The 13386-nt window shown below is 36.5% G+C and carries 15 protein-coding genes; all 15 read left to right on the top strand.

All coding sequences use genetic code 11. The features are described from left to right. Positions 1-70: 70 nt before the first annotated feature. The 15 genes from acpP (at position 71) to J2Z26_RS06590 (ending at position 13373) form a co-directional block, all read left to right on the top strand. Positions 71-304 (top strand): acyl carrier protein, encoded by a 234-nt coding sequence (acpP, locus tag J2Z26_RS06660; RefSeq protein ID WP_193536717.1) that lies wholly within the window; start codon positions 71-73, stop codon positions 302-304. A gap of 162 nt (positions 305-466) precedes the next feature. Continuing rightward, a complete protein-coding gene (gene rnc / locus J2Z26_RS06655) occupies positions 467-1201 on the top strand; it encodes a ribonuclease III (RefSeq protein WP_193536714.1) in 735 nt (244 codons plus the stop codon). A gap of 150 nt (positions 1202-1351) precedes the next feature. Then, the gene (gene smc / locus J2Z26_RS06650) at positions 1352-4918 is read left to right on the top strand and encodes a chromosome segregation protein SMC (RefSeq protein WP_193536711.1); all 3567 of its coding nucleotides are present in this window, start codon (positions 1352-1354) and stop codon (positions 4916-4918) included. A 27-nt stretch (positions 4919-4945) separates the two neighbouring features. Then, the gene (gene ftsY, locus J2Z26_RS06645) at positions 4946-5941 is read left to right on the top strand and encodes a signal recognition particle-docking protein FtsY (protein ID WP_193536709.1); all 996 of its coding nucleotides are present in this window, start codon (positions 4946-4948) and stop codon (positions 5939-5941) included. A 416-nt stretch (positions 5942-6357) separates the two neighbouring features. Then, positions 6358-6690: a putative DNA-binding protein gene (locus tag J2Z26_RS06640; RefSeq protein ID WP_193536707.1), complete on the top strand. Its 333-nt coding sequence runs from the start codon at positions 6358-6360 to the stop codon at positions 6688-6690. A 12-nt stretch (positions 6691-6702) separates the two neighbouring features. Continuing rightward, the gene (gene ffh, locus J2Z26_RS06635) at positions 6703-8043 is read left to right on the top strand and encodes a signal recognition particle protein (protein ID WP_193536705.1); all 1341 of its coding nucleotides are present in this window, start codon (positions 6703-6705) and stop codon (positions 8041-8043) included. Positions 8044-8136: 93 nt separating this feature from the next. Beyond that, a complete protein-coding gene (rpsP, locus tag J2Z26_RS06630; protein WP_193536703.1) occupies positions 8137-8409 on the top strand; it encodes a 30S ribosomal protein S16 in 273 nt (90 codons plus the stop codon). 14 nt (positions 8410-8423) lie between these two features. Then, positions 8424-8654 carry a KH domain-containing protein gene (locus J2Z26_RS06625; protein ID WP_193537358.1) on the top strand — a complete coding sequence of 77 codons (231 nt, stop codon included), beginning with the start codon at positions 8424-8426 and terminating at the stop codon, positions 8652-8654. A gap of 113 nt (positions 8655-8767) precedes the next feature. Continuing rightward, positions 8768-9157, top strand: a complete 390-nt coding sequence (locus tag J2Z26_RS06620; protein WP_193536701.1) for a YlqD family protein — start codon at positions 8768-8770, stop codon at positions 9155-9157. Between the two features lie 7 nt (positions 9158-9164). Further along, positions 9165-9680 (top strand): ribosome maturation factor RimM, encoded by a 516-nt coding sequence (rimM, locus tag J2Z26_RS06615; protein ID WP_193536699.1) that lies wholly within the window; start codon positions 9165-9167, stop codon positions 9678-9680. Between the two features lies 1 nt (position 9681). After that, a complete protein-coding gene (gene trmD, locus J2Z26_RS06610; protein WP_193536697.1) occupies positions 9682-10419 on the top strand; it encodes a tRNA (guanosine(37)-N1)-methyltransferase TrmD in 738 nt (245 codons plus the stop codon). Between the two features lie 136 nt (positions 10420-10555). After that, positions 10556-10900, top strand: coding sequence for a 50S ribosomal protein L19 (gene rplS / locus J2Z26_RS06605; RefSeq protein WP_193472752.1), 345 nt, complete (start codon positions 10556-10558; stop codon positions 10898-10900). A gap of 148 nt (positions 10901-11048) precedes the next feature. Further along, entirely contained in the window at positions 11049-11582 is a 534-nt protein-coding gene (gene lepB / locus J2Z26_RS06600; protein WP_193536695.1) for a signal peptidase I, read from the top strand. Between the two features lie 33 nt (positions 11583-11615). Then, positions 11616-12488 (top strand): ribosome biogenesis GTPase YlqF, encoded by an 873-nt coding sequence (ylqF, locus tag J2Z26_RS06595; protein WP_193537356.1) that lies wholly within the window; start codon positions 11616-11618, stop codon positions 12486-12488. A 108-nt stretch (positions 12489-12596) separates the two neighbouring features. Then, complete coding sequence (locus J2Z26_RS06590; RefSeq protein ID WP_193536693.1) at positions 12597-13373, top strand: ribonuclease HII; 777 nt, start codon at positions 12597-12599, stop codon at positions 13371-13373. The last annotated feature ends 13 nt before the right edge of the window (positions 13374-13386 follow it).

Here is a 13386-nt window from a genome sequence, read left to right as displayed (position 1 = left end):
TACTAATTATTTCTTTAACTGGTTTTTTAAGCTAATATAATCTATAATACTTGAGGGGAGGTGACCGAAGATGGCAGATGTTTTAGAACGTGTAACAAAAATTATCGTAGATCGTTTAGGCGTAGATGAAGCTGAAGTTAAGCTAGAGTCTTCTTTTAAAGATGATCTTGGGGCTGATTCCCTTGATGTAGTTGAACTTGTTATGGAACTTGAAGATGAGTTCGATATGGAAATCTCTGATGATGATGCAGAAAAAATCGCAACTGTTGGCGATGCTGTTAACTACATAAATAGCCAGCTTTAATCTATTACACAAAAAGTCCCGTAAATTATTACGGGGCTTTCCATATTTTTTAAGTGAGCGGTTTTAAGTGAGCGGTAACAGAGTTTTTATAGATTTATGATGTGAGGGAATACTAATTTAAATCACTTTAGATATATTGTGCAGTGTTTTATGGAGGAACCTATGATAAAACGAGTGAATCGCAAAGAGAAGAACAATGTAGGTGCAAAATTCGCAGCCTTTCAAGAGCAAATTGGTATAACATTTACCAATGAAAAACTACTAATACAAGCATTTACTCATTCATCGTATGTGAATGAGCATCGCAAGAAACCGTATGAAGATAATGAACGGTTAGAATTTTTAGGAGATGCAGTACTAGAGCTTACTATTTCTGAATTCCTATATAAAAAATATCCAATAATGAGTGAAGGTGAATTAACAAAGCTCCGTGCTTCGATTGTTTGTGAACCCTCTTTAGTTTCTTTTGCTAACCAGCTTTCATTTGGAGAATTGGTATTACTTGGCAAAGGTGAAGAATTAACTGGTGGGAGAGCACGTCCAGCACTACTTGCCGATGTATTCGAAGCTTTTATTGGTGCATTATATTTGGATCTAGGGATTGGTAAGGTTTGTGAGTTCTTAGAGAAAGTTGTGTTTCCAAGAATTAATGAAGGTGCTTTTTCTCATGTGATGGATTACAAAAGTCAGTTGCAAGAACTAATACAACGAGACGCACGTGGAATGCTTGAGTATAAAGTTTTACAAGAAAAAGGCCCTGCACATAATCGTGAGTTTATGTCTAGAGTTTCCCTTGAAGGTGAAGAGCTTGGCATTGGTATTGGTAAATCAAAAAAAGAGGCAGAACAGAAGGCGGCTCAGGTTGCTTTAAAAGTGTTACTAGAAAAAATGAGTTAAGATATCTTAGTCCCCCTGCCAAAGGGGGATTTGTTATTTCATCAATTTCCAATATCCTCATTAAAAAAACATCTTAATAGCAACCGCATTTATGATAAAATATGTTAGAATTCATAGATTATATATTAATTATGCATAAGGGGGAGACTTATGTTCCTCAAACGTTTAGATATTGTTGGTTTCAAATCATTTGCTGAGAGAATGGCAATTGACTTTGTTCCAGGAGTTACAGCTGTAGTCGGACCAAATGGAAGTGGAAAAAGTAATATAACAGACGCAATGAGATGGGTATTAGGAGAACAATCTGTTAAATCGTTACGTGGTGCAAAAATGGAGGATATTATCTTTGGAGGTAGTGACTCTAGAAAAGCATTAAATATTGCAGAAGTTACTCTAACATTAGATAACGAAGATTATTTTTTACCGATTGATTATCACGAGGTGAGCGTTACTAGAAGAGTCTATCGTTCTGGCGATAGTGAATTTTTTATTAACAAACAGTCATGTCGCCTTAAAGATATTGTAGATCTTTTTATGGATTCCGGCCTTGGAAGAGAAGCATTTTCAATCATTAGTCAGGGGAAAGTTGAAGAAATTCTAAGTAGTAAAGCAGAAGAACGAAGAAGTATTTTCGAAGAGGCTGCTGGTGTTCTGAAATATAAAAATCGCAAGAAAAAGGCAGAATACAAGCTTGCAGAAACTCAGGAAAATGTAAATAGGGTTAACGATATCTTACATGAGCTTGAAGGTCAGGTAGAGCCTTTAAAAATTCAGGCTTCGATAGCAAAAGATTACTTACAGAAGAAAGAGGACCTTGAAAATATTGAAGTAGCCCTAACCGTCTATGAGATTGAGGATTTCCATACAAAATGGGAAGGCTATAATCAACAGATCGAACTTCATAAACGCCAGGAATTAGAGCTTTCAGCTGATTTACAGACGAAGGAAGCAGAAATAGAAAAGGTGCGTAATCATATAGATGCACTTGATGAATCTATAAATGATTTACAGCAGGTACTGTTAAAAGTCAGTGAAGAGCTAGAAAAGCTAGAGGGACGTAAAGAAGTCCTAAAAGAAAGAAAAAAGAATGCTCATCAAAATAAAGAACAATTATACAATCTTGCTTCTGACCTTAAGCAGAAGCAAGAACATTTAACGACTGTACGAGCAACTGAAAATGAGCTTCTACAAAAGTTAGCAGCAGAAGTCAAAAGTATAAAAGGTTCATTGAAAGATAAGCAAGCACTACTTGCAACGCATGATCAGAACATTGAAGAGAAGCTTGAAGACCTTAAGAGCGAATATATTGAGATGCTAAATAAACAGGCAACTTCACGAAATGAATTGAAATACATCAAGGAACAAATGAATCAGCAAGATGATAAAAATAGTAGGCTAGTTGAATCAAATCAGAAATACATTAAAGAACGAGAGTTCATTAGTGGAGAAAAAACAAGATTAAACCATGAGCTTTCTAAAGTAGAAGAACAATTAAGTATACAAATCTCTTCTTTTAGAGAAGAGCAAGCTAAGTTTGAAAACTTAAAGGCGAACTATCAAAAGAAAGAAACAACACTCTATCAAGCATATCAGTTTTTACAACAGACTAAATCTCGTAAGGAAATGCTTGAAGAAATGCAGGATGATTATGCTGGTTTCTTCCAAGGTGTAAAAGAGATATTACATGCGGCTAGAGAAGATAAGCTTCAGGGTATAGAAGGGGCAATCGCTGAGTTAATTAATGTTCCAAAAGATTATGAAACAGCGGTTGAAATTGCATTGGGTGGAGCTACACAGCATATTGTTGTAGACAATGAGCCAAATGGTAGACATGCTATTAATTACTTAAAACAGCATTCATTTGGACGTGCTACATTTTTGCCACTAAATGTTGTTAAAGAACGAACAATTCCATCAACACAACTCCAAACATTAAAGGGGCATTCTGCTTATATAGGTGTTGCTTCCGATTTAATTTCTTTCAATGATAAATACCATTCTGTGATTACAAATCTACTTGGAACGGTCATCGTTACCAAAGATTTAAAAGGAGCAAACGAATTAGCTCGTCTCTGTAACTATCGTTTCCGTCTTGTGACATTGGAGGGGGATGTGGTAAATCCAGGTGGATCTATGACAGGTGGAGCAGTTAAACAAAAATCGAATTCTTTATTAAGCCGTGGTCGTGAATTAGAAGATATCTCGCAAAAGCTTTCAGAGATGGAAGAGAAAACTGCAACGCTAGAGGAGCAAGTTAAACAATTAAAACAGTCAATCTCTACTCAAGAAATGACCGTGGCAGAGTTAAGGGAAGCCGGGGAAGCTCTACGTATTGAGCAGCAAAAAATTAAAGGAGATCTTCGTGAAGTTGAGTTTAAAGAGAAAAATGCGAATGAGCATTTATCCCTTTACGATCAAGAAAGACAGATGTCTGATTATGAAAATAAGAAAATGTCTGATCGAATTGTTGAATTAGAAACAATACTAGTAACAGTTTCTTCTGAAATTGAGCAGCTTGATCAGTCTATTAGTCAACTAAATCTACAAAAAAATAACCAGCGAACATCTAAGGAATCTCTACAGTCAGAAATTACAGACATAAAGGTTTTGCTAGCTGGGAAATTACAGCTAGTAGAAAGTCACCAAGAAAAGCTTCAAAAAATGACTGAGGAACTTGAAGAAACAGTAGCCAAGTATAAGGATACAACTGAAGATTTGAATCTTTTAACAAGTGAAATGACAACAAATAGCTCAGGTGAGGAAGAACTTGAAATTGCTGCAAAACGAAAGTCAAGTGATAAAACAGAGACCATTCAACTTATTGCAAGTAGAAGGGAACAGCGCCTGCAGCTTCAGACAAAACTTGAAGACCTTGAACGAGAGGTAAAAGAAGAGAAGCGAAATTATAAACAATTAGTGGATATCTTAAAAGATGAAGAAGTGAAGATGAATCGATTAGATGTGGAACTAGAAAATCGCTTATCACAGCTTCGTGAAGAGTACTTATTAACCTATGAAGCTGCAAAGGAAAAATATCCTCTTCAAATAGAAGTAGGAGAAGCAAGAAAGAAAGTAAAGCTTATTAAATTAGCAATTGAGGAACTTGGGACAGTTAACTTGGGTGCAATCGATGAATATGATAGAGTTTCAGAACGATATGAATTCTTAATTGAACAAAAGAATGACCTCCAAGAAGCAAAGGATACGCTCTATAAGGTTATTGATGAAATGGATGATGAGATGAAAAAGCGTTTCAATGAAACGTTTACTAGTATCCGTTCACACTTTGAAACAGTTTTTCAGGCGTTATTCGGCGGTGGTAGAGCAGACTTGCGTTTGACGGATCCATCTGATTTACTTAATACGGGTGTAGATATTGTAGCTCAGCCACCTGGAAAAAAACTACAAAATCTTGGTTTACTATCTGGAGGAGAAAGAGCATTAACGGCTATTGCATTATTATTCTCGATCTTAAAGGTAAGGCCAGTTCCATTTTGTGTGCTAGATGAGGTAGAAGCTGCTCTTGACGAAGCAAATGTGTTTCGTTTTGCTCAATACTTAAAGAATTTTAGTAGTGAAACACAATTTATTGTTATCACTCACCGTAAAGGTACAATGGAAGAGGCGGATGTTCTTTATGGAGTAACAATGCAAGAATCTGGCGTTTCCAAATTAGTTTCCGTAAGACTAGAAGAAACGAAGGAATTAGTGAAATAGTTTTTGATGAAAGGAAAGATACCTAAGATGAGCTTTTTTAAGAAACTAAAAGAAAAGATTACTAAGCAAACAGATTCGGTAAGCGAAAAGTTTAAAGATGGCTTATCAAAAACACGAAATTCATTTTCTGAAAAGGTAAATGATCTTGTCGCTAGATACCGAAAAGTAGATGAAGATTTTTTCGAGGAGTTAGAAGAAATATTAATCGCAGCAGATGTTGGCGTATCCACTGTAATGGAGTTAATTGATCAGCTTAAAACAGAAGTGAAAAGGCGTAATATTCAAGATACGAAAGATGTACAAGCTGTTATCTCCGAAAAGCTTGTTGACATCTATCAATGTGGGTCTGAACAGTCATCTGATTTAAATATTCAGTCAGAGGGCTTAACGGTTATTCTGATTGTAGGAGTTAATGGTGCAGGGAAAACAACTACAATTGGAAAACTAGCTAATCGCCTCAAAAATGAAGGGAAAACCGTTCTGCTGGCTGCTGGAGATACATTCAGAGCTGGTGCCATCGATCAACTAGAAGTTTGGGGTGACCGTGTAGGTGTTGATGTGATTAAGCAATCGGAAGGTTCAGATCCTGCGGCTGTTATGTTTGATGCTGTACAGGCTGCTAAATCTCGTAATGTGGATGTGCTCTTATGTGATACGGCTGGACGACTGCAAAATAAGGTTAACCTTATGAAAGAACTAGAAAAGGTAAAGCGTGTTATTGAACGTGAGCTTCCTGGCGCTCCACACGAAGTTCTACTCGTGCTCGATGCTACCACAGGGCAAAATGCAATGACACAAGCTAAAACCTTCTCTGAGGCAACGAATGTATCAGGTATTGTATTAACAAAACTAGACGGTACAGCAAAAGGTGGAATTGTACTAGCCATTCGCAATGAGCTCAAAATTCCAGTAAAATTCGTTGGTCTAGGAGAAAAAGTAGACGATTTACAACAATTCGACCCAGAACAATATGTCTATGGTTTATTTTCTGATTTAATCGAGAAAGAACATGAGTCGGAATAATTAAGTAGAAAAGCTTCTGTAATGTTCAGAAGCTTTTTTATCTTTATTAAATGGCCAAAAGTTTGTTGCTTTAAATGTATATTAAACAAGAGTGAATTGGAGCGGAGGGCACTTGACTCCAGCAGGAAGCAGAGGAAAGGTCGAGACACCACAGGCGCATTCGCCGAGAAGGCTCGACTTCCTCCCCGGAAAAAGCAAGTGCCCGCAGAGCAAAGGAACGGTCATGGTTCAATGTGAATGAAAAAAACAACAACCTTTTAGAAAAGAGCCTATTAATTTGACACTATTTAAAGATAACCATAATTACATTATGTAAACTAAAATCTAATGACAAGAAAAAAACTTGACATTAAAAGCCCAGGCTTGTAAACTATTTACTTGTAAAGGCATTTCACTTAACAAAGGGGGGAGCCACCATGCTTGAAAAAACGACACGAATAAACTACTTATTTGATTTTTATCAGTCGTTATTAACACCCAAGCAACGGAGCTACATGATCTTATATTATTTAGACGACTTTTCCCTAGGTGAAATTGCAGAAGAATATGAAGTTAGTCGTCAAGCAGTATATGATAATATAAGACGTACCGAAGTAATGCTTGAAGAGTATGAAGAAAAGCTGTTACTATTTCAAAAATTTCAAGAGCGTCAACAATTGTTTCAACAGCTTAAAGACCTTTCTAATAAGGAAGGTACTGTAAAGAATGAGCTTTTGAATATAATTGAAAGACTTGAGAAATTAGATTAGGGGGCGGCATATATGGCATTTGAAGGATTAGCCGACCGACTGCAAAACACGATCCAAAAAATTCGTGGCAAAGGTAAAGTTACAGAAGCTGACGTTAAAGAAATGATGCGTGAGGTACGATTAGCACTTTTAGAAGCGGATGTAAACTTTAAAGTAGTAAAAGATTTTGTAAAGAAAGTAAGCGAACGATCTATAGGTCAGGAAGTTATGAAAAGCTTAACTCCAGGACAACAGGTCATAAAAGTAGTTCAAGAAGAGCTTACAGAATTAATGGGTGGCGAGCAAAGCAAAATTGCAGTAGCCAAACGACCTCCTACTGTGATTATGATGGTAGGGTTACAAGGTGCAGGTAAAACAACAACAACTGGTAAGCTTGCGAATTTACTTAGAAAAAAGCATAATCGCAATCCAATGCTCGTTGCGGCCGATATCTACCGTCCAGCTGCTATTAAACAGTTAGAAACACTAGGCAAACAACTAAATATGCCTGTTTTTTCACTAGGGGATAAAATTAGCCCGGTTGAAATAGCAAAACAAGCGATTCAAAAAGCTAAGGATGATCATCACGACTATGTATTAATTGATACAGCAGGAAGACTTCACATTGATGAAGCCCTAATGGATGAATTAAAGCAAGTGAAAGAAATTGCAAATCCAGATGAAATATTCCTGGTGGTAGACGCGATGACTGGACAAGATGCGGTTAATGTTGCAGAAAGTTTTAACGACCTACTGGGTCTAACAGGAGTTGTCCTAACAAAACTTGATGGTGATACTCGTGGTGGAGCAGCCTTATCAGTTAAGGCAGTTACAAACACGCCGATTAAGTTCGTCGGTCTAGGGGAAAAAATGGACGCAATTGAGCCATTTCATCCGGAACGTATGGCCTCAAGAATTCTTGGAATGGGTGATGTGTTAACACTCATTGAGAAAGCACAAGCTTCTGTTGATGAAGATAAAGCAAAAGAACTTGAACAAAAAATGCGTTCCATGTCCTTTACATTTGAGGACTTTCTAGAACAGCTTACTCAGGTTCGAAATATGGGGCCACTTGATGAAATCTTGAATATGCTTCCAGGAGCAAACAAGATGAAAGGGCTCAAAAATGTACAAGTAGATGAAAAACAAATCAGTCATGTCGAAGCGATTATCCAATCAATGACTAAACAGGAGAAAATTAACCCTGATATCATTAATGCTAGTAGGAAAAAGCGAATTGCAAAAGGAAGTGGAAGATCCGTTCAGGAAGTAAACCGACTTCTTAAGCAATTTGAAGACATGAAAAAAATGATGAAACAGATGACAAGTATGTCAAAAGGTAAGAAAAAAGGGTTTAAATTCCCATTTATGTAATGTTAAATGCTGTTAAGAAAAAACACTTTACAAACATAAAAGGAATTGCTAATATTATATCTTGTTGAAATATTTTCGGAGGTGCTATATAAAATGGCAGTAAAAATTCGTTTAAAACGCATGGGAGCTAATAAATCTCCTTTCTATCGTATCGTAGTTGCAGATTCTCGTTCACCACGTGATGGACGTTTCATTGAAACAGTTGGAACTTACAATCCTGTAAACCAACCAGCTGAAGTTAATATCAATGAAGAGCTAGCTTTAAAATGGTTACAAAATGGTGCAAAGCCATCTGATACAGTTCGTAACTTGTTCTCAAAACAAGGCATTATGGAAAAATTCCACAACGCTAAGCAAAGCAAGTAATGAATATGGTCAAGATGAAAGAGTTAATTGAAACAGTTGTAAAAGCCCTTGTAGATCATCCAGAAGAGGTGTCAGTCACTGAAACTTCTGATGAACGTACGATGACGTATGTATTGTCTGTTCATAAGGAAGATATGGGAAAGGTCATAGGTAAGCAGGGTCGAGTAATTAAATCAATTCGTACCGTTGTTTACGCAGCAGGCACTGGACTTGATAAACGAATTCATCTAGAAATTAACGAATAAATTAAAGTGATGAAGAAGGGAGAGGGAAACCTCCCCTTTTTTATGTATTTAAAAATAATCTTATGATCGTGTCTAAGCTATTCTAGCTGAAGAACGATAATGGAGGTTGTATAATGCAATTATTGCAAACGGTAGTGGTTAAACAAATTTTAACTGAACATAGTAAAACCGAGCTTATGCAAAACTACGAATCCAGAAAAGATAATTTACTGAAAGAATGTGACCAATTACGGTTTGAAGGCAGAAAATTGGCTAAGAATAAAAAATACAACCCTACTAAAGTTCAGTCTCATTATGAAAAAGAAATAGTAAAGAGAGAAGAGAAGATTAAAATACTCGAATTTCAACTGGAGCAGCTACATATTTTACCCATTGGCAGCGAATTAAAAGAAAGAGAAGTACAGGCGATTGTTGATATAAAAATCGGTGACAAATGGGAAGATTTAAATTCAAATACGATTATCATCAAGGATGGTATCGTAGACGAAATACGTCAGGGGTGAATAACAAATGGCAGAATGGTTTAACGTAGGTAAAATTGTAAATACACAAGGTATTAAAGGTGAGGTTAGGGTGATTTCTAGAACTGACTTTACGGAATCGAGATATAAGGTTGGTAATACACTCTATCTTTTTAAAACCGAAGGCACTGAGCCTATTGAGGTTACTGTAAAAAGTCATCGTGTACATAAAACGTTTGATTTATTGACATTTGAAGGCTATAACAATTTAGATGAAGTAGAAAAGTTAAGAGATTATATTATTAGAGTTCCTAAAGACCAATTAGGAGAATTAAAAGAGAATGAATATTATTTCCATGAAATCATTGGTTGCACCGTCTTTACCGAAGAGGGAGAAGAGTTAGGGAAAATCAGTGAGATACTCACTCCTGGGGCCAATGATGTATGGGTTGTGAAACGTAAAGGTGGAAAGGATGTCCTTATTCCATATATTGAGGAGATTGTAAAAGACATAAATATCTCTGATAAGGTAATTAAAATTCACCTAATGGAAGGGCTATTATAGGATGAAAATCGACATTTTAACACTCTTTCCAGAGATGTTTACTGGAGTTTTCGGTGAATCGATTTTAAAAAAGGCCCAAGAGAAAAACGCGGTCTCCCTAAATGTTGTAAACTTTAGAAATTACTCAACAAACAAGCATCAAAATGTTGATGACTACCCTTACGGCGGCGGAGCCGGAATGGTATTAACTCCACAGCCTATTTTTGATGCAGTCGATGAGTTGGTGAAGGATCATACTAGAAAACCTAGAGTGATTCTTATGTGCCCCCAAGGCGAAAAGTATACTCAGCAAAAGGCTGAGGAGCTTGCAAAAGAGGATCACCTCATTTTCGTTTGTGGTCACTATGAAGGGTATGATGAGCGAATAAGAGAATTTGTTGTTACAGATGAAATTTCTATAGGTGATTTCGTATTAACTGGGGGAGAACTAGCTTCAATGGTGATTGTCGATAGCGTTGTTCGATTATTACCAAATGTACTAGGTAACGAAGATTCTCCGATAAAGGACTCTCATAGTAGCGGACGGCTAGAACATCCTCATTATACCCGTCCTGCGAATTTTCGTGGGATGGAAGTGCCAGCAGTTTTACTATCTGGAAATCATCAAAAAATTGAAAATTGGCGTGAAAGAGAATCCTTTCGGAGAACATTCTTACGAAGACCTGATTTACTAGATTTGAATAACCTATCAGATAGAGAGAAAGTATGGATTGAAGAAATTAAGAAAGAACTAGAGTAACTATTGCAGGGATTATCATATTATGGTATGATAATCCTTGTGACTTGGGCTGTAAAGCTTTTAGTCTTTATAACGATGTTCCGCTGCAATGATAAAAAAGCATTGTTATGAGCGTCTGTGAGAAGGAGAGAAAACGATGCAAAAATTAATCGAAGAAATCACTAAAGAACAATTAAGAACAGACCTTCCTGCGTTCCGTCCTGGAGATACTGTACGTGTACACGTAAAAGTTATCGAGGGAACTCGTGAGCGTGTTCAGGTTTATGAAGGTGTTGTAATTAAGCGTCGTGGTGGTGGAATTAGCGAAACATTTACAGTACGTAAGATTTCTTACGGAGTAGGTGTAGAACGTGCTTTCCCAGTACACACACCGAAAATTGCTAAGCTAGAAGTTCTTCGTCGTGGTAAAGTTCGCCGTGCGAAACTATACTACTTACGTGAATTACGTGGTAAAAAAGCACGTATTAAAGAAATTCGATAATTTCAGTAGAAAGGAGCTTGTGGATCAAGCTCCTTTTATTTTCATCAAAAAGAACCTATAATAAAAGCGATAGAGTGAAATTATTTGTTTTTAAGGGCATATTGTATTTATAGTAAGTACATAGACTTTTTAGGTGGAGGAAACGGAGATGACTCGAAAAAAGAATGAGCTTTGGGAGTGGGTTAAAGCCTTAGCAATAGCTGTTATTTTAGCAGCGACCATACGGTACTTTTTATTTGCTCCGATTGTTGTTGATGGCTTATCAATGATGCCGACATTACATAATGAAGACCGTATGATTGTAAATAAAATCGGATATAAAATAGGAGATCCAAAAAGGTTTGATATTGTTGTATTTCATGCTACCGAAGAAAAGGACTATATTAAACGTGTTATTGGGCTTCCAGGTGACCATATTGAATACAAAGAAGATACTTTATACATAAATGGACAGGCGTATGAAGAGCCATATTTAGAGCAATATAAAAGCGAAGTAGTTGATGGTCCATTAACAGATCCGTTTGTGCTTGAGGAAGTGCCGGAAGGGCATATATTTGTCATGGGAGACAATCGACGACAGAGTAAAGATAGTCGTCATATCGGTCCTGTTCCATTAGAAGAAGTGTTAGGAAAAACCAATATGATCTATTGGCCACTTTCCGATATTGGAATTATAAAATAAGTAAAAAGTACGAAAGAGTTAGTTGGTGAAATGATGACAATACAATGGTTTCCTGGCCATATGGCCAAAGCTAGAAGACAAGTTACAGAGAAACTTAAGTTTATCGACATCGTATATGAACTCGTAGATGCTAGAATCCCGTTAGCATCTAGAAATCCAATGATTGATGAGATCATTACAAATAAACCGAGGTTAGTTTTATTAAACAAAGCAGATATGGCAGATCCAAAGATTACGAAAGAATGGATTAACTTTTATAAAAGCAATGGAATACAAGCACTTGCGATAGATTCCCAAACAGGTACTGGATTAAAGCAGATTATTACTTCTTCGAGAGACATTTTAAAAGAAAAGTTTGATAAGATGGCTGCAAAAGGGATTAAACCTAGAGCCATACGTGCTCTAATTGTTGGTATACCGAATGTAGGGAAATCTACGCTTATTAATCGACTAGCAAAGAAAAACATTGCTCAAACAGGAGATAGACCAGGTGTCACGAAGGCTCAACAATGGATTAAGGTTGGAAAGGATCTTGAACTGTTAGATACTCCGGGTATATTATGGCCCAAGTTTGAAGACCAGCTAGTTGGTCAAAAACTAGCTGCAACCGGAGCAATCAAAGATACAATATTAAACCTTCAAGATATTGCCGTTTATGTATTAAACTTCTTAAAGGAAGAATATCCGGAACGTCTAAAAGATCGATATAATATTGAAGAACTACCTGAAGAGATTGTACCATTGTTCGATGAAATAGGGAAAAGAAGAGGCTGTATGGTTGCAGGTGGATATATTGACTATGATAAAACATCTGAGCTCATTCTACGAGAACTACGATCCCAAAAACTTGGTCCTATTTCTTTTGAAGAACCAAAGCAGTTTGAAGAAAATGAATCTAATGAATAACCATTTAGACTTGCTATAAATAGCGAGTCTTATTTCTTTTCAATTACTAATTAATGTTAATCATTATCCGATATACATAGTAGGACATCATTGAAAGAGAGAAATGTTATGAAAAATAAAACGATTAAAGATATTGAACAAATGCTTGAAGGGATTATAGATTCAAATCATCCGTTAATTGCTGAATATAAAAAGGATGATAGGGTTGGTGTCCAAAAGGCACTCACCAGATGGGAAAAGACTAAAAGAGAAACAGAAAGTCTTGAATTATTGTTTAAAGAAATGTCTGAGTATGAAAATAATCTGTATCATCAAGGAATTAATACAATTGCAGGGGTTGATGAGGTTGGTCGCGGCCCACTAGCTGGTCCTGTAGTTGCTGCAGCGGTAATTCTGCCTAAAGGCTTCAAACTTTTGGGTTTGAATGATTCTAAAAAGTTAACTGATAACATGAAAAATGACCTTTTTGAGGCTATTAATAAGGAAGCGTTAGCTATTGGTATAGGAATTATCTCAGCTGAAAAAATAGACGAAGTAAATATATATGAAGCTACAAAACTTGCAATGGTCAAAGCAATAAATCAACTATCTATAAAACCAGAACATTTACTAATAGATGCAATGAAACTCCCTATCAATATTCCCCAAACTTCCATAATCAAAGGAGATTCAGCAAGTATCTCCATCGCTGCAAGCTCAATTGTAGCAAAGGTTACTAGAGACAGACTTATGAAAAGGTTGGGAGATATTTACCCTGAATATGGCTTTGAGAATCATATGGGCTATGGAACGAAAGAGCATATTAATGCGTTACAAGAGTTTGGTTCTACAATAGAACATCGCCAATCCTTCGCGCCAGTTGCCTCAGTAAAGAAGATGTTTTAATAACACTAAATTT

It is taken from the genome of Cytobacillus luteolus, assembly GCF_017873715.1.
In the GTDB taxonomy this organism is placed as follows: domain Bacteria; phylum Bacillota; class Bacilli; order Bacillales; family Bacillaceae_L; genus Bacillus_BV; species Bacillus_BV luteola.
Note: the sequence above shows the minus strand (reverse complement) of the source record. Positions and strands in the feature narration are given on the sequence as shown.

Coding starts and splice junctions, on each gene's coding strand:
- rimM (WP_193536699.1), top strand. CDS start 9,165: ATGGCAGAATGGTTTAACGTAGGTAAAATTGTAAATACACAAGGTATT.
- rnc (WP_193536714.1), top strand. CDS start 467: ATGATAAAACGAGTGAATCGCAAAGAGAAGAACAATGTAGGTGCAAAA.
- rpsP (WP_193536703.1), top strand. CDS start 8,137: ATGGCAGTAAAAATTCGTTTAAAACGCATGGGAGCTAATAAATCTCCT.
- rplS (WP_193472752.1), top strand. CDS start 10,556: ATGCAAAAATTAATCGAAGAAATCACTAAAGAACAATTAAGAACAGAC.
- J2Z26_RS06625 (WP_193537358.1), top strand. CDS start 8,424: ATGAAAGAGTTAATTGAAACAGTTGTAAAAGCCCTTGTAGATCATCCA.
- ffh (WP_193536705.1), top strand. CDS start 6,703: ATGGCATTTGAAGGATTAGCCGACCGACTGCAAAACACGATCCAAAAA.
- ftsY (WP_193536709.1), top strand. CDS start 4,946: ATGAGCTTTTTTAAGAAACTAAAAGAAAAGATTACTAAGCAAACAGAT.
- trmD (WP_193536697.1), top strand. CDS start 9,682: ATGAAAATCGACATTTTAACACTCTTTCCAGAGATGTTTACTGGAGTT.
- acpP (WP_193536717.1), top strand. CDS start 71: ATGGCAGATGTTTTAGAACGTGTAACAAAAATTATCGTAGATCGTTTA.
- J2Z26_RS06590 (WP_193536693.1), top strand. CDS start 12,597: ATGAAAAATAAAACGATTAAAGATATTGAACAAATGCTTGAAGGGATT.
- lepB (WP_193536695.1), top strand. CDS start 11,049: ATGACTCGAAAAAAGAATGAGCTTTGGGAGTGGGTTAAAGCCTTAGCA.
- J2Z26_RS06620 (WP_193536701.1), top strand. CDS start 8,768: ATGCAATTATTGCAAACGGTAGTGGTTAAACAAATTTTAACTGAACAT.
- J2Z26_RS06640 (WP_193536707.1), top strand. CDS start 6,358: ATGCTTGAAAAAACGACACGAATAAACTACTTATTTGATTTTTATCAG.
- ylqF (WP_193537356.1), top strand. CDS start 11,616: ATGACAATACAATGGTTTCCTGGCCATATGGCCAAAGCTAGAAGACAA.
- smc (WP_193536711.1), top strand. CDS start 1,352: ATGTTCCTCAAACGTTTAGATATTGTTGGTTTCAAATCATTTGCTGAG.